General features: G+C 72.1%; 13 protein-coding genes and 1 riboswitch. All 13 genes read left to right on the forward strand.

Annotated features, from left to right (window positions below):
- Nucleotides 1–15 precede the first annotated feature (15 nt).
- The 13 genes from ACIGAN_RS17675 to ACIGAN_RS17735 all read left to right on the forward strand — a co-directional run bounded on the left by ACIGAN_RS17675 (nt 16) and on the right by ACIGAN_RS17735 (nt 14,738).
- Nucleotides 16–663: a hypothetical protein gene (locus ACIGAN_RS17675; RefSeq protein WP_365736075.1), complete on the forward strand. Its 648-nt coding sequence runs from the start codon at nt 16–18 to the stop codon at nt 661–663.
- Nucleotides 660–2,201 (forward strand): serine/threonine-protein kinase, encoded by a 1,542-nt coding sequence (locus ACIGAN_RS17680; RefSeq protein ID WP_399858489.1) that lies wholly within the window; start codon nt 660–662, stop codon nt 2,199–2,201. Before ACIGAN_RS17675 ends, ACIGAN_RS17680 begins: the two co-directional genes overlap by 4 nt.
- 142 nt (nt 2,202–2,343) lie before the next feature.
- Nucleotides 2,344–2,988, forward strand: coding sequence for a SurA N-terminal domain-containing protein (locus ACIGAN_RS17685; RefSeq protein ID WP_365736078.1), 645 nt, complete (start codon nt 2,344–2,346; stop codon nt 2,986–2,988).
- Between the two features lie 167 nt (nt 2,989–3,155).
- Nucleotides 3,156–4,163: a nucleoside triphosphate pyrophosphohydrolase gene (locus tag ACIGAN_RS17690; protein WP_365092756.1), complete on the forward strand. Its 1,008-nt coding sequence runs from the start codon at nt 3,156–3,158 to the stop codon at nt 4,161–4,163.
- 46 nt (nt 4,164–4,209) lie between these two features.
- On the forward strand, nt 4,210–5,502 hold the full coding sequence (locus tag ACIGAN_RS17695; protein ID WP_399858492.1) for a cytochrome P450: 1,293 nt from the start codon (nt 4,210–4,212) through the stop codon (nt 5,500–5,502).
- 143 nt (nt 5,503–5,645) lie between these two features.
- Nucleotides 5,646–6,638 carry a transglycosylase family protein gene (locus tag ACIGAN_RS17700; protein WP_399858494.1) on the forward strand — a complete coding sequence of 331 codons (993 nt, stop codon included), beginning with the start codon at nt 5,646–5,648 and terminating at the stop codon, nt 6,636–6,638.
- 228 nt (nt 6,639–6,866) lie between these two features.
- Nucleotides 6,867–7,033: riboswitch (cyclic di-AMP (ydaO/yuaA leader) on the forward strand.
- Nucleotides 7,034–7,037: 4 nt separating this feature from the next.
- The gene (locus ACIGAN_RS17705) at nt 7,038–7,739 is read left to right on the forward strand and encodes a transglycosylase family protein (protein WP_365736085.1); all 702 of its coding nucleotides are present in this window, start codon (nt 7,038–7,040) and stop codon (nt 7,737–7,739) included.
- Nucleotides 7,740–7,991: 252 nt separating this feature from the next.
- Nucleotides 7,992–9,272 (forward strand): phosphopyruvate hydratase, encoded by a 1,281-nt coding sequence (eno, locus tag ACIGAN_RS17710; RefSeq protein ID WP_365092744.1) that lies wholly within the window; start codon nt 7,992–7,994, stop codon nt 9,270–9,272.
- A 110-nt stretch (nt 9,273–9,382) separates the two neighbouring features.
- Nucleotides 9,383–9,859, forward strand: coding sequence for an FtsB family cell division protein (locus tag ACIGAN_RS17715; RefSeq protein ID WP_365092741.1), 477 nt, complete (start codon nt 9,383–9,385; stop codon nt 9,857–9,859).
- Nucleotides 9,860–9,912: 53 nt separating this feature from the next.
- Nucleotides 9,913–10,443, forward strand: a complete 531-nt coding sequence (locus tag ACIGAN_RS17720; protein ID WP_399858498.1) for a DUF501 domain-containing protein — start codon at nt 9,913–9,915, stop codon at nt 10,441–10,443.
- Nucleotides 10,440–11,381: a Ppx/GppA phosphatase family protein gene (locus ACIGAN_RS17725; RefSeq protein WP_399858500.1), complete on the forward strand. Its 942-nt coding sequence runs from the start codon at nt 10,440–10,442 to the stop codon at nt 11,379–11,381. Before ACIGAN_RS17720 ends, ACIGAN_RS17725 begins: the two co-directional genes overlap by 4 nt.
- A gap of 421 nt (nt 11,382–11,802) precedes the next feature.
- Nucleotides 11,803–13,191, forward strand: a complete 1,389-nt coding sequence (locus ACIGAN_RS17730; RefSeq protein ID WP_365092734.1) for an NAD(P)/FAD-dependent oxidoreductase — start codon at nt 11,803–11,805, stop codon at nt 13,189–13,191.
- 239 nt (nt 13,192–13,430) lie between these two features.
- Nucleotides 13,431–14,738, forward strand: a complete 1,308-nt coding sequence (locus tag ACIGAN_RS17735) for a class I SAM-dependent methyltransferase (RefSeq protein ID WP_399858503.1) — start codon at nt 13,431–13,433, stop codon at nt 14,736–14,738.
- The last annotated feature ends 58 nt before the right edge of the window (nt 14,739–14,796 follow it).

Consider the following 14,796-nt stretch of genomic DNA (forward strand, 5'->3'; position numbering starts at 1 on the left):
GGTCCAGGAGCAGTCATGTACGGCCACGGCGCGGCGCCGCCTCCCCGCAGCGCGGCAACGGTCATCTCCCTGCGCGTGCTGTTCGCCGCAGCCGGTTTCCTCACGTGCGGCGTGTTCGCCTGCGTCCCGCTGTTCCGGGTGGCCGTCCTGCGCGGACGCGCCCTGGACTGGGTGCTGGCCTGGGTGACCCTGCCCCTGTCCATCGCCTGCTTCCTGGTGGTCGGCACCCTGCCGGAGGAGGACGTCCGGACGGACATCGCACTGGGCCTGATCCTGCTGCTCGGCTTCGGTGCCGCCATCTACTACCTGATCGTGGACATCGGCCACCACGGCGAGCGGCGGCAGTTCACCGGCCCCCCGGCCTCGCCCCACGCGCCGACCGTCCACTCCCCGTACGGCTATCCGCACCCCGGCTCGTCCTACGCGCAGGCCGCCACGCCCGTCCCGCAGCTCCCCACGCCGCACACCCCCGTGCCGCACACCCCCGTGCCGCACGACGCCGCGCCCCGGATCCCGGCTCCCGTCCAGCCGCCCCCGACCCCCCAGCGCCCCGCGCCCGCCCGTATCGACCAGGTCCGCGCCGAACTCGACGAACTCAGCGACTACCTGCGCCGGCAGGAAGGCGACGACCGGCGCGACGGCGATCGCGAGGGCGGCAGATGACCGCGACGGCAGGACGTGTCGTCGCCGGCCGCTACGCGCTGTCCACGCTCCTCGGGCAGGGCGGCATGGGCCAGGTCTGGACGGGGTACGACCAGCGCCTCGACCGGCGCGTGGCGGTGAAGCTGCTGCGGCCCGACAAGGTGGCCGGCCAGGACGCGGAGGAGCTGCGCCGCCGGTTCGTGCGCGAGTGCAGGGTCACCGCGCAGGTCGACCACCCCGGCCTCGTCACGGTGCACGACGCGGGCAGTGAGGGCGAGGAACTGTTCCTCGTCATGCAGCACATCGACGGCGTCGACCTCGCCGGCCACCTCGCGGAGCGGAACCCGTACCCCTGGCCCTGGGCGGTCGCGGTCGCCGCGCAGCTGTGCGCCGTGCTCAGCGCCGTGCACGCCGTGCCGATCGTCCACCGCGACCTCAAGCCGCGGAACGTGATGGTGAAGCAGGACGGCACGGTCACCGTGCTGGACCTCGGCGTCGCCTCCGTCCTGGAGGCGGACACCACCCGTCTCACCCACACCGGCACTCCCATCGGCTCGCCCGCCTACATGGCCCCGGAGCAGGCGATGGGCGGCGCGGTCGGCCCGTACACGGACCTGTACGCCCTCGGCGTCGTCCTGCACGAGCTGCTCAGCGGGGACGTGCCCTTCTCCGGCTCCACGGCCCTCGGCGTCCTGCACCGGCACCTGTACGAGCCCCCGCTGCCCGTGCGGCGGCTGCGGCCCGAGGTCCCCGAAGCCCTGGAGACCCTCGTCCTGCGGCTGCTCGCCAAGGACCCGCAGCACCGGCCCGCCTCCGCGCAGGAGGTCTACCAGCACCTGGAACCGCTGCTGCCCGCGCGCGGCACGCCTACCGGGGCGGCCCTCGACCCCACCCGCCCCTTCCTGCGCCCGCACGCCCCCTGGCCGGACCGGGCCCGCACCCCGGCGCCCCAGCCGGCGCCGCCCGCCGCCCCCGTCGTCGAGGCCGCCGGGCACACGGACATCGCCCGGGCCGTCGACGAGGTCAAGCGGCTCCTCGGAGAGGGCCGCATCACCCAGGCCGTCGACATCCTCGGCGCGATCCTGCCCGTGGCGGCGCAGCAGCACGGTGAGAACTCCCCGGTGGTGCGCACGCTGCGCAAGCAGTACGCCGCCACGCTCCTGGACGACGGACAGTTCCGGCGCGCCCTGCCCGAACTGCGCCGCCTCGCCGACGAACGCGCCGCCGAGGCCGGACAGGCCGACCCGCAGGCCCTCCGCTTCCGCTACGAGGCCGCCCAGTGCCTCGAACAACTCGGCGAACCGGGGGCGGCGCTCGCCGAGTACCGGGCGGTGCTGCCGTACTACGAGAACCAGTACGTCGCCGCCGGCGGCCCCGAACTCGCGCACGACGTCCGCCGCCGCATCGGGCACCTCCTGCTCGCCCTCGGCGACCGCGGCGCCGCCCACGACACGCTGGCCCGGCTGCTGCACGACGTGGAGCGCACCCACGGTCCCGGCCACCCCCTCGGGGCGGAGATCCGCAGGACGCTGCAGTGGCTGGGGCAGGTCCGCGGCTGACCACCGTCCCGGAACGGGCGCGGCGGTGCCGGAAGTCCCGGTGAATCGTTGGTCGAATGGGTTGGCCAGAGCCTGGCCACTGCCTACCATCGATCACCGCAAGACTTTGTGCACCGTCGCACAATCTCCTCGGGAGGTCTCCTTGCACCGCCGCCGTCGCACCGCGCTCCTCCTCACCGCCGCGATCGCCGCGGCGCCCCTGCTCACCGCCTGCGGCAACGACGCGCGTCCCGGCGCGGCAGCCGTGGTCGGCGGGCAGCGGATCACCGTCTCCCAGCTGGAGGAGCGGGTCGGAGAGGTCCGCGCGGCCCAGCGGGCGGCCGTGCGCAACGACGCCGAGTACCAGCAGGCCATCGCCAGGACCGGCACCCTCACCCGCGACACCCTGCACACCATGGTCCTCGACCGGGTGCTGCACCGCGCCGCCGAGGACGCCGGGGTGACCGTCAGCCGCAAGGAGATCCAGGAGATGCGGTCCGGCCTGGAGGAGCAGGCCGGCGGCGCCGAGGCGCTGGAGACGACCTGGCTGCAGCGGTACGGCATCCCGCCGCAGCGCCTGGAGGAGAACCTCCGCCTCCAGCTGGAGGCACAGAAGCTCGCCGAGAAGCTCGGCACGGACACCACCCGCCCCGAGTTCTGGAAGGCCCTGTCCGAGGCCTCCGAGAAGCTGAACGTCGACCTCAACCCGCGCTACGGCACGTGGGACGCCAAGAAGAGCAGCCGCGCCGACGCCAAGACCCCGTGGCTGCGCGACGTGACGACGCCACAGCCTCAGCAAAACATGTAGTACCTCCCGACCCACCCCGCTCCACCCCGACCCACCCTGACTCACCCTGCTCCACCCGACCCACCCAGCCGGCCCCGTCGGCCCTGTGGAAAACCTCGCGGCCCCGACCGGTCCCGGCCCTGTGGACAACTTCGGGCCCCGTCGGCGCCGTGGGATAGCTTCGAACCGTGAACGCCAACAGCCCCGAACCCACCCCGGGCCCCCGGCAGACCGCCCCCGGCGCGGTCGCCGCCCCCGGCCGCATCGTCCTGCTCACCACCAGCCACCGCGTCGCCCCCGGCCTGCTGTCCTGGCCCGCCTGGCAGGCCCTGCACGCGGCCGACCGGGTGCTGTGCGCGGACGGCGCGCATCCGCAGCTGCCGTATCTGCGCGAGGCGGGCATCGCGGTCGAGGAGGCGTCTCCCACCGCCCAGGAGCTGGTCGACGCCTGCGCCGGCGGCCGCACGGTGGTCGTCGTGGCGACGGGCGAGGGCGAGCCGGCCCTCACCGACGGTCTGGCCCGCCTCGCCGGCACCGGACGCCTCGCGATGCCCGAGCTGGAGCTGCTGCCCGCCTCCTACGACCTGCCGGGCGCCCGCCTGCTCGACCTCGTCCAGGTCATGGACCGGATCCGCACCGAGTGCCCCTGGTCGTCCCAGCAGACCCACAAGGGCCTGGCCAAGTACGGCATCGAGGAGGCGTACGAGCTGGTCGAGGCGATCGAGGAGGGCGACCGGGACGAGCTGCGCGAGGAGCTCGGCGACGTCCTGCTCCAGGTCGTCTTCCACGCCCGCATCGCGGAGGAGGACCCCGAGGCGCCGTTCTCCGTCGACGACGTGGCCGGCGGCATCGTCGCCAAGCTGATCCACCGCCACCCGCACGTCTTCGGTGACGCGACGGCCACCACCCCCGAGGAGGTCAAGGCCCACTGGCTGCGCACCAAGGCGGTCGAGAAGCAGCGCACCTCGATCACCGAGGGCATCCCCCTGGGCCAGCCCGGCCTCGCCCTCGCCGCCAAGCTGGCGTCCCGCGCCCGCACGGCGAACCTGGACATACCGCTCCCACCCGTGGAGGGCATCGGCTACGAGCTCCTCGCCCTGGCCGTCCGGGCGGAGGCGGAGGGCGTGGACCCGGAGGCGGCCCTGAGAGCGGCGGCCCGCGCCTACCGGGACGCGATCAGGCAGGCCGAGGGCTGAGCGGACCGGCACGGGGGAGCGGCGGCGGGCCGGATACCGTCGGGGGGTGACCGACCAGCCCCAGCCCGGCCCGCCCGCTCCGGCGCCCGCCCCCGCCCCCGCCCTGTTCACCTGGGAGTTCGCGAGCGACCCCTACCCCGCCTACGCCTGGCTCCGCGAGCACAGCCCCGTCCACAGGACACGGCTCCCGAGCGGCGTCGAGGCCTGGCTGGTCACGCGCTACGCCGACGCCAGGCAGACCCTCGCCGACCCCCGCCTGTCCAAGAACCCGGCGCACCACGACGAACCGGCGCACGCCAAGGGCAAGACCGGCATCCCCGGCGAGCGCAAGGCCGAGCTGATGACGCACCTGCTCAACATCGACCCGCCGGACCACACCAGGCTGCGGCGACTCGTCTCCAAGGCGTTCACCCCCCGCCGGGTCGCCGAGTTCGCGCCACGGGTGCAGGAGCTCACCGACACCCTCATTGACGGGTTCGCGCAAAAGGGGTCCGCCGACCTCATCCACGAGTTCGCCTTCCCGCTGCCCATCTACGCCATCTGCGACCTGCTCGGCGTCCCCCGCGAGGACCAGGACGACTTCCGGGACTGGGCGGGCATGATGATCCGTCACCAGGGCGGGCCGCGGGGCGGCGTGGCCCGGTCGGTGAAGAAGATGCGCGGCTACCTCGCCGACCTCATCCACCGCAAGCGGGAGGCGCTCCCCGCCGAGCCCGGCCCCGGCGAGGACCTCATCTCCGGCCTCATCCGCGCCTCCGACCACGGCGAGCACCTCACCGAGAACGAGGCGGCGGCCATGGCCTTCATCCTGCTGTTCGCCGGTTTCGAGACGACGGTCAACCTCATCGGCAACGGCACCTACGCCCTGCTCACCCACCCCGAGCAGCGCGCCCGCCTGCAGGCCTCCCTCGCCGCCGGGGAGAGCGGCCTGCTGGAGACCGGAGTGGAGGAACTGCTGCGCTACGACGGCCCGGTCGAGCTCGCCACCTGGCGGTTCGCCACGCAGCCGCTCACCATCGGCGGGCAGCGGATCGACGCGGGCGACCCGGTCCTGGTCGTCCTGGCCGCCGCGGACCGGGACCCGGAGCGGTTCGCCGACCCGGACGTGCTCGACCTGTCCCGCTGCGACAACCAGCACCTCGGTTACGGCCACGGCATCCACTACTGCCTCGGCGCCCCGCTCGCCCGCCTGGAGGGCCAGACCGCCCTCGCCACCCTCCTCACGCGCCTGCCGGACCTCCGCCTCGCGGCGGACCCGGCGGAGCTGCGGTGGCGCGGCGGGCTCATCATGCGCGGGCTGCGCACCCTGCCGGTGGAATTCACCCCGAGCGCAAAGTGACACGCCCTCAACTCTGTGATCTTCACGTGATCTGCGCGGCATGAACTTGTGACAAGTGATCGTGTGCCGATACGTTCACCCATCAGCGCGGCCGGGGACTCCCGGGCCGCGTGGGTCACTGCTGTCTCGCGAAAGGTATCCGCATGCTCTCCGGGAACGGTCGGCACCGCCGCCCCCGCCAGGCTCCGGCACTCCTCGTTGCGGCCGGAGTGACCGGCTCCGCCATCGCGATCCCGCTCCTCGGGGCCTCCGGTGCCAGCGCGGCCGACGGCACGACCTGGGACCGGGTCGCGGACTGCGAGACGGGTGGTGCCTGGAGTCAGAACAGCGGCAACGGCTACTACGGCGGCCTCGCCCTCTCCCAGGAGGACTGGGAGAACTACGGCGGTCTGGATTACGCGCCGAGTGCCGATCTCGCCAGCCGCTCCCAGCAGATATCCGTGGCGGAGAGAATCCTCGCCGACCAGGGGGTCGGCGCGTGGCGCACCTGCGGGCTGCTCTCGGGCCTCGAGCAGGGCGCGTCGGGGGAGTCCGGCAAGTCCGGTTCGCCCGATGAGTCCGCTCCGGTGGACTCGTCCGGCCTGCTCGACTCGCCGGGATCCGAGTCCTCCGCTTCTTCCTCGCCTTCGGAGTCCCCGGAGTCCCCGTCGCCTTCCCCGTCCGCATCACAGTCGCCTGACGGCTCGTCGACTGCTCGGGACGATTCCGCCAAGTCCGACAAGTCGCCCGACTCCCGTCCCTCCGGCCGGGCGTCCGACGGCTCGCCCTCGGCCACGCCCGAGGGGGAAGCGTCCGGCAACTCCCGGACGGCGGGCGAGGCTTCGGACCGCGCGGACCGCGGCTCCGGCCGTCACCGGGGTCCCAGCGCCGAGGAGAGCGCCGAAGTCGCGGGCGGCCACGAGAGCGGTTCCTCGGGCCGGCACGCCTCACGCGGCGACGCGGGTGCCGGCGAGGCGTCCGAAGGTGCCTACATCGTCGGCGTCGGCGACAGCTCCTGGTCCATCGCCGACTCCCTCAACGCGGGCGGCGGATGGCAGGAGTCGGCCACCGGGGACGAGAAGGCCGCCGACGGCGCCGCGGACCTCGTTCAGCCCGGTCAGACGCTCACCGCGGAGGGCGAAGCGGACGAGCGGTAGCCCATCGGGCAGTGCGGAAACGAGGGTCGAAGTCACCGCGAAACCGGGTGAGTTAGCGTCATGTTTCGCGCCGTATGTCCCGTATAAGTGCGGTGAGAGATAGATCTCAGAAGCCCTGATCGTCTTTGAAATTCCGCCGATCATCTGTCTACGGTCGTGACCGCTCGTCAATGCGAGCCCCGGCTGCCGCAACGCCGAATCCTGCCAGCGGCCGCACGGGAACAGTCGTCGCGTCAAGCGCCGTAGGCAGGAGCGGGGGACCCAAGGTAGGTGCCCGACCGGCCGGTTGCGCCGGAAGGGCTTGGGGTGGAGCCGCGTCCCGTGAGGGGCGTGGCCGGGCAACTCAACCGGCCCGAACCCGACAGCTCACCTCGCAGGCGTCGGTGAGGGGATCTCTCCATGCTGTTTTCCGGCAAGGGCACGCACCGCCGTCCGTCCAAGGCCACTCGCGCCATCGCCATCGCCGGTGTCACCGGTGCCGCCGTCGCCGCCCCGCTGATGGCGGCCGGCAACGCCTCCGCCGCCACCGCCTCCGAGTGGGACGCCGTCGCCCAGTGCGAGTCCGGCGGCAACTGGTCCATCAACACCGGCAACGGCTACTACGGCGGTCTGCAGTTCTCCGCCTCCACCTGGGCCGGCTACGGCGGCACGAAGTACGCCTCCACCGCTGACCAGGCCACCAAGGCCCAGCAGATCGAGATCGCCGAGAAGGTGCTCGCGAGCCAGGGCAAGGGCGCCTGGCCGGTCTGCGGCAAGGGCCTGTCGAGCGCCGGCTACACCGGCGGCGGCTCCACCGACTCCGGCAGCTCCGCGCAGAGCCAGAGCCAGAGCCAGCAGAGCACCGAGACCCGCGAGACCCAGCAGCAGCCGGCCTCCCGCTCCGACGAGCGCCCGGCCGCGAAGAAGACCGTCACCACCCCGACCGGCAAGAAGGTCAAGAAGGGCGACGGCGAGTACAAGGTCGTCAAGGGCGACACCCTGAGCTCGATCGCGGCCGAGGAGAAGGTCAAGGGCGGCTGGGAGAAGCTCTTCAAGCTGAACAAGGACATCGTCGAGGACGCCAACCTCATCTACCCGGGCCAGCAGCTGCACCTGAAGTAAGCAGCCGGTCCACCCCGTCCCCACGGGCTCCCCGTCCCGATGCGTCGTCCCCCGTACGCACCGGGACGGGGTTTTTCGGCAATCGGCTTTGTTCCGTTCGGAAACAATTTACTCTCGGTTCTGTCCATGGGGTGGGCGACCCGGTGGCCGATCGCCCGGAGCCGGTTAGGCTCATGTCGCGAGCCACCACGGCCCGCACCCCGCCGGGTCCACGCGACCCGCGTCACCGCGTCACATAAGAAGGAGATGCTCGTGCCGTCCATCGACGTCGTCGTAGCCCGGGAAATCCTGGACTCCCGAGGCAACCCCACGGTCGAGGTCGAGGTCGGCCTCGACGACGGCAGCACCGGCCGTGCCGCCGTCCCGTCCGGCGCCTCCACGGGCGCCTTCGAGGCCATCGAGCTCCGCGACGGCGACTCGAACCGCTACCTCGGCAAGGGTGTGGAGAAGGCCGTCCTCGCGGTCATCGAGCAGATCGGCCCGGAGCTGGTCGGTTACGACGCCACCGAGCAGCGCCTGATCGACCAGGCGATGTTCGACCTGGACGCCACCGACAACAAGGGCTCCCTCGGCGCCAACGCCATCCTCGGCGTCTCGCTCGCCGTGGCCCACGCCGCCTCCGAGGCCAGCGACCTGCCGCTGTTCCGCTACCTGGGCGGCCCGAACGCGCACCTGCTGCCGGTGCCGATGATGAACATCCTGAACGGCGGCTCGCACGCCGACTCCAACGTGGACATCCAGGAGTTCATGATCGCCCCGATCGGCGCGGAGTCCTTCTCCGAGGCCCTGCGCTGGGGCGCCGAGGTCTACCACACGCTGAAGAAGGTCCTGAAGAGCAAGGGCCTGGCCACCGGCCTCGGCGACGAGGGCGGCTTCGCCCCGAACCTCGGCTCCAACCGCGAGGCCCTCGACCTCATCCTCGAGGCCGTCAAGGAAGCCGGCTACACCCCCGGCGAGCAGATCGCCCTGGCGCTCGACGTCGCCGCCTCCGAGTTCTACAAGGACGGCGTCTACACCTTCGAGGGCAAGGAGCGCTCGGCGGCCGAGATGACCGAGTACTACGCGGAGCTCGTCGACGCGTACCCGCTCGTCTCCATCGAGGACCCGCTGTTCGAGGACGACTGGGAGGGCTGGAAGACCATCACCGACAAGCTCGGTGACAAGGTCCAGCTCGTCGGCGACGACCTGTTCGTCACCAACCCCGAGCGTCTCGCCCGCGGCATCGAGGAGGGCGCGGCCAACGCCCTGCTGGTCAAGGTCAACCAGATCGGCTCGCTGACCGAGACCCTGGACGCCGTCGAGCTGGCCCAGCGCAACGGCTTCAAGTGCATGATGTCCCACCGCTCCGGCGAGACCGAGGACGTCACCATCGCCGACCTGGCCGTCGCCACCAACTGCGGCCAGATCAAGACCGGCGCCCCGGCCCGCTCCGAGCGTGTCGCCAAGTACAACCAGCTGCTGCGCATCGAGGAGATCCTCGACGACGCGGCGGTGTACGCCGGCCGCAGCGCGTTCCCGCGCTTCAAGGGCTGAGCGCCGAAAGGCCCCCAAGAGGCAGCGTCGTACGTACGTCCCCGTACTCGGTCCCGTACCGTGTCCGGGGACGTACGCGCGTATGACGGTGCAGCGGGAGGCGGACAGACATGGCCGTGAAGGACCGGGACCGGTTCTCCACCGCGACCAGGATCCGGCTGCTCGGCGAGCAGACCGCGGCCCGGGTCTACCGGTCCCAGACCAAGCGGCAGGCCCGCCGCTCCCGGCTGACCGGCCGGGCCGCGCTGCTCGCCCTGGTGATGTGCTCGCTGATCGTGGCCCTGGCCTACCCGATGCGGCAGTACGTCTCCCAGCGCGCCGAGATCGAGGACCTGCGGCGCGAGCAGCAGCAGGCCCGGGAGCGCGTCGAACGCCTGCGCGACCTCAAGGCGCGGTGGCAGGACGACGCGTACGCCGAGCAGCAGATCCGCCGGCGGTTGCACTACGTCATGCCGGGGGAGACGGGCTTCATCGTGATCGACCCGCACGCGGCGAAGCAGTCGCGCACCGACCTCGGGGCGGCCGACCGCCCCTGGTACGCGAACGTCTGGGACGGGGTCGACAAGGCCGACGCCTCCGACCAGTGACCCGCCCCGGTTGTCCCGCAGAACTCCCAGAGAAAGACACCCTGAAGACAGTCATGGAAACGCCCCCGCCGACCACCCCGCGCACCGAGCCCACCGACGCGGACGTCGAGGCCTTCAAGCAGCAGCTCGGTCGGCCCCCGCGCGGCCTGCGGGCCATCGCGCACCGCTGCCCCTGCGGACAGCCCGACGTCGTCGAGACGGCCCCGCGGCTGCCGGACGGCACGCCGTTCCCCACGCTGTACTACCTGACGTGCCCGAAGGCCAACTCGGCCATCGGCACGCTGGAGGCGAACGGCGTGATGAAGGAGATGACCGAGCGCCTCGCCTCGGACCCGGAGCTGGCGGCGGCCTACCGGGCGGCGCACGAGGACTACGTCCAACGCCGCGACGCGATCGAGGAGCTGAAGAACTTCCCGAGCGCGGGCGGCATGCCGGACCGCGTGAAGTGCCTGCACGTGCTGGTGGCGCACTCGCTGGCCGCGGGCCCGGGTGTGAACCCGCTGGGCGACGAGGCGCTGGCCATGCTGCCGGAGTGGTGGCGCAAGGGCGCCTGTGTGACGAGTGCCGAGGAGGCCGCCCAGTGACCCGTGTCGCCGCCGTGGACTGCGGTACGAACTCCATCCGCCTCCTGGTCGCCGACGCCGACCCGGCCACCGGCGAGCTGGTCGACCTGGACCGCCGGATGACGATCGTCCGGCTCGGGCAGGGCGTCGACCGCACCGGCCGGCTCGCCCCCGAGGCGCTCCAGCGGACCTTCGCGGCGTGCCGCGAGTACGCCGGGATCGTCAAGGAGCACGGGGCGGAGCGGCTGCGGTTCGTGGCCACCTCCGCCTCCCGGGACGCCGAGAACCGGGACGAGTTCGTGCGCGGTGTGCTGGACATCCTGGGCGTCGAGCCGGAGGTGATCTCCGGGGACCAGGAGGCGGAGTTCTCCTTCACCGGCGCCACCAGGGAGCTGACGGGCCGGGACCACCTGGCCAGGCCCTACCTGGTGGTGGACATCGGCGGCGGCTCCACCGAGTTCGTCGTGGGCGACGACCGGGTCCGGGCGGCCCGCTCGGTGGACGTCGGCTGCGTGCGCATGACCGAGCGGCACCTGGTCCGGGACGGGGCGGTGAGTGACCCGCCGTCGGCGGAGCAGATCGCGGCGATGCGGGCCGACATCGAGGCCGCTCTCGACCTGGCCGAGGGGACGGTCCCGCTGCGCGAGGCGCGGACTTTGGTGGGCCTGGCCGGGTCCGTGACGACCGTGTCGGCGATCGCCCAGGAGCTGCCCGCGTACAACTCGGAGGCCATCCACCACTCGCGCGTGTCGCGGGAGCGGGTCCGCGAGATCACCGAGTGGCTGCTGCGCTCCACCCACGCCGAGCGCGCGGCCGTGCCCTCCATGCACCCGGGCCGGGTCGACGTGATCGGGGCGGGGGCCCTGGTCCTGCTGTCGATCATGGAGCGGATCGGCGCGGAGGAGGTCGTCGTGAGCGAGCACGACATCCTCGACGGCATCGCCTGGTCGGTGGCGTAGCCCGCTTCTGAGCAGGCATGGATCACGAATGAGCGTCTCCGGGGGGCCCGCGGGAACCCCCCGGCGACAGTCCGTCGGAAAAGTTCGTGAAGTTCTTCACAAGGAATTCGGCCCCTGCGGGCGATCGGAAGGGTCCCGTTGACCCGTCCGAGGGCCGAACTGCCCTTTGAACATGTTCAGAAGCATGGTATGGAGGGGGTCGGAGAGATCCCCGGATCGACGCCCCCGGAGGTTCTCACAGGGGCTCGCAGGACCCAGAGAGGCAGCTCACGCGGCATTGACAACGGCCGGCGGTGCACAAACGGTTCCGGTTGTCACCATGACGTGGATCACGCGGGCGGCGGAGGATAGCACACCCCTTGAACAACCTTGTGAAGGGGCGCACGAGGTACCCCCCTGAGGCGGGTGGATACTCGATGGCATGAGCACCACGGAGCGTCCCAGGATCCTCGTAGTAGGCGGTGGGTACGTAGGCCTGTACGCAGCTCGGCGCATCCTCAAGAAGATGCGTTACGGCGAGGCGACCGTCACGGTCGTCGACCCCCGGTCGTACATGACCTACCAGCCCTTCCTCCCCGAAGCCGCCGCCGGCAACATCTCCCCTCGCCACGTCGTCGTCCCGCTGCGACGCGTGCTGCCCAAGGCGGAGGTCCTCACCGGCCGGGTCACCACCATCGACCAGGACCGCAAGGTCGCCACGGTCTCCCCGCTGGTCGGCGAGGCCTACGAGCTGCCCTTCGACTACCTGGTCGTCGCCCTCGGCGCGGTCTCCCGCACCTTCCCGATCCCCGGCCTCGCCGAGCAGGGCATCGGCATGAAGGGCATCGAGGAGGCCATCGGCCTGCGCAACCACGTCCTCGAGCAGCTCGACAAGGCCGACTCCACCACCGACGAGGAGATCCGCCGCAAGGCGCTCACCTTCGTCTTCGTGGGCGGCGGCTTCGCCGGTGCCGAGACCGTCGGCGAGGTCGAGGACATGGCCCGCGACGCGGCCAAGTACTACAAGAACGTGTCCCGCGAGGACATGCGCTTCATCCTCGTCGACGCCGCCGACAAGATCCTCCCCGAGGTGGGTCCCAAGCTCGGCAAGTACGGCAAGGAGCACCTGGAGGGCCGCGGCGTCGAGGTCTACCTGTCGACCTCCATGGACTCCTGCGTCGACGGCCACGTGGTGCTCAAGAACGGCCTCGAGGTCGACTCCAACACCATCGTCTGGACCGCCGGCGTCAAGCCCAACCCGGTCCTGGCCCGCTACGGCCTGCCCCTCGGCCCGCGCGGCCACGTCGACTGCACCCCGACCCTCCAGGTCCAGGGCACCGACTACATCTGGGCCGCCGGCGACAACGCCCAGGTCCCGGACCTCGCCGCCCGCAAGGCCGGCAACGAGAACGCCTGGTGCCCGCCGAACGCCCAGCACGCGCTGCGCCAGGCCAAGGTGCTCGGTGACAACGTCCTCTCCGGCATGCGGGGCTTCCCGCAGAAGGAGTACGCGCACGCCAACAAGGGCGCGGTGGCCGGTCTCGGCCTGCACAAGGGCGTCGCGATGATCGTCATGGGCAAGATGAAGATCAAGCTCAAGGGCCGTCTCGCCTGGTACATGCACCGTGGCTACCACGGCCTGGCGATGCCGACCTGGAACCGCAAGATCCGCGTCTTCGCCGACTGGACCCTCGGCATGTTCCTCAAGCGCGAGGTCGTCTCGCTCGGCGCCATCGAGACGCCGCGCGAGGAGTTCTACGAGGCCGCCAAGCCGGCCCCGGTCGCCGCCGCGCCCAAGGAGAAGACCGAGGAGAAGGCCAAGGCCTCCTGACCTCCGGTCCGTCCCTGCCCCGAAAGGGCCCCTCGCCGTCCGTGGTGCGAGGGGCCCTTCGGCGTTCCCGCCCGGCGCCTCCGGGCGGGCGAACCAGGGGCTTTGCCCAGTCATGACGCGTGCCTGGGACTGCGCCGGAGCCCGGCAGGTGTTTACGTGGTGTCGGACACTGCGGGATTCCCCTCCCCACGCTCTCGACCTCGCTCGAGCAGGGGACGGCCCTATCGGAGGTGTACACCATGGCAGACGCCGCGCAGCGGCTGCAGGGCCTCTTCGCACAGGTGCTGGACGCACCGCTTCCCGTGCGCATCCGCGCCTGGGACGGTTCGCAGGCGGGCCCGCCGGGCGCGCCGACCCTGGTCGTGCGCAACCGCCGCGCCCTGCGCCGCCTGCTGTGGAAGCCCGGCGAACTGGGCCTGGCCCGGGCCTGGGTGGCCGGCGACCTCGACATCGAGGGCGACCTCTACGCCACCCTCGACCTGCTGTCCGGGCTGATCTGGGAGCGCGGCGAGGACGCCCGCACCCTCGCCCAGGCCCTGCGCGACCCGGAGGTCCGTGCCGCGGTGCGCGGCCTGGTCCGGCTGGCCGGCTCCCCGCTGCCCCCCGCCCCGCCGCGCGAGGAGACCCGCAGCCCCCGCCGCCATCTGCACACCAAGCGCACCGACCGGCGCGCCATCAGCCACCACTACGACGTCGGCAACGACTTCTACGAGATCGTCCTGGGCCCGTCCATGGTGTACTCCTGCGCCTACTGGCCCACCCCGGACGCCACCCTCGAACAGGCCCAGCACGACAAGCTGGAACTCGTCTGCCGCAAGCTGGACCTGAAGCCCGGTCAGCGGCTGCTCGACGTGGGCTGCGGCTGGGGCTCGATGGCCGTCCACGCCGCCCGCGAGCACGGCGTGAGCGTCGTCGGCGTCACGCTCTCCCAGGAACAGGCCGCCTACGCCCGCAAGCGCGTCGCCGACGAGGGGCTCACCGACAAGGTCGAGATCCGCGTCCAGGACTACCGCGACGTCCGCGACGGGCCGTACGACGCGATCTCCTCCATCGGCATGGCCGAACACGTCGGCGCCGACCGCTACCTGGAGTACGCCGCCACCCTGTTCGAGCTGCTCGAGCCCGGCGGACGGCTGCTGAACCACCAGATCGCCCGCCGCCCGCAGCGCGACGAGACGGCGTACCGCGTCGACGCGTTCATCGACTCCTACGTCTTCCCCGACGGTGAGCTGCAGCCCGTCGGCAGCACCGTCGCCCTGCTGGAGCGCGCCGGGTTCGAGGTGCGCGACGTGGAGTCGATCCGTGAGCACTACGCGCTCACCCTGCGCCGGTGGGTGGCCCGGCTGGAGGCCGACTGGGCGCGCGCCGTCCAGCTCACCAGCCCCGGCCGCGCCCGCGTCTGGCGCCTCTACATGGCCGCCTCCGCCCTGGCGTTCGAACGCAACCGCATCGGCGTCAACCAGGTCCTGGCCGTACGGACCCCGGAATCGGGTGCCTCCGGGATGCCGTTGCGGGCCCGCACCTGGGGTGCGCCCGACCCCGACTGAGCCGGCGACGGCCGAAGGGCCGGGCTCCCCCGCCGCGGGGGAGCCCGGCCCTTCGGCC

The organism is Streptomyces sp. NPDC085931 (assembly GCF_044540565.1).
Taxonomy (GTDB): Bacteria; Actinomycetota; Actinomycetes; order Streptomycetales; family Streptomycetaceae; genus Streptomyces.

What these genes read in the sequence shown, in the direction of transcription:
- ACIGAN_RS17675 (WP_365736075.1), top strand. Translation starts at nt 16, where the DNA reads ATGTACGGCCACGGCGCGGCGCCGCCTCCCCGCAGCGCGGCAACGGTC.
- ACIGAN_RS17680 (WP_399858489.1), top strand. Translation starts at nt 660, where the DNA reads ATGACCGCGACGGCAGGACGTGTCGTCGCCGGCCGCTACGCGCTGTCC.
- ACIGAN_RS17700 (WP_399858494.1), top strand. Translation starts at nt 5,646, where the DNA reads ATGCTCTCCGGGAACGGTCGGCACCGCCGCCCCCGCCAGGCTCCGGCA.
- ACIGAN_RS17705 (WP_365736085.1), top strand. Translation starts at nt 7,038, where the DNA reads ATGCTGTTTTCCGGCAAGGGCACGCACCGCCGTCCGTCCAAGGCCACT.
- ACIGAN_RS17715 (WP_365092741.1), top strand. Translation starts at nt 9,383, where the DNA reads ATGGCCGTGAAGGACCGGGACCGGTTCTCCACCGCGACCAGGATCCGG.
- ACIGAN_RS17720 (WP_399858498.1), top strand. Translation starts at nt 9,913, where the DNA reads ATGGAAACGCCCCCGCCGACCACCCCGCGCACCGAGCCCACCGACGCG.
- ACIGAN_RS17730 (WP_365092734.1), top strand. Translation starts at nt 11,803, where the DNA reads ATGAGCACCACGGAGCGTCCCAGGATCCTCGTAGTAGGCGGTGGGTAC.
- ACIGAN_RS17735 (WP_399858503.1), top strand. Translation starts at nt 13,431, where the DNA reads ATGGCAGACGCCGCGCAGCGGCTGCAGGGCCTCTTCGCACAGGTGCTG.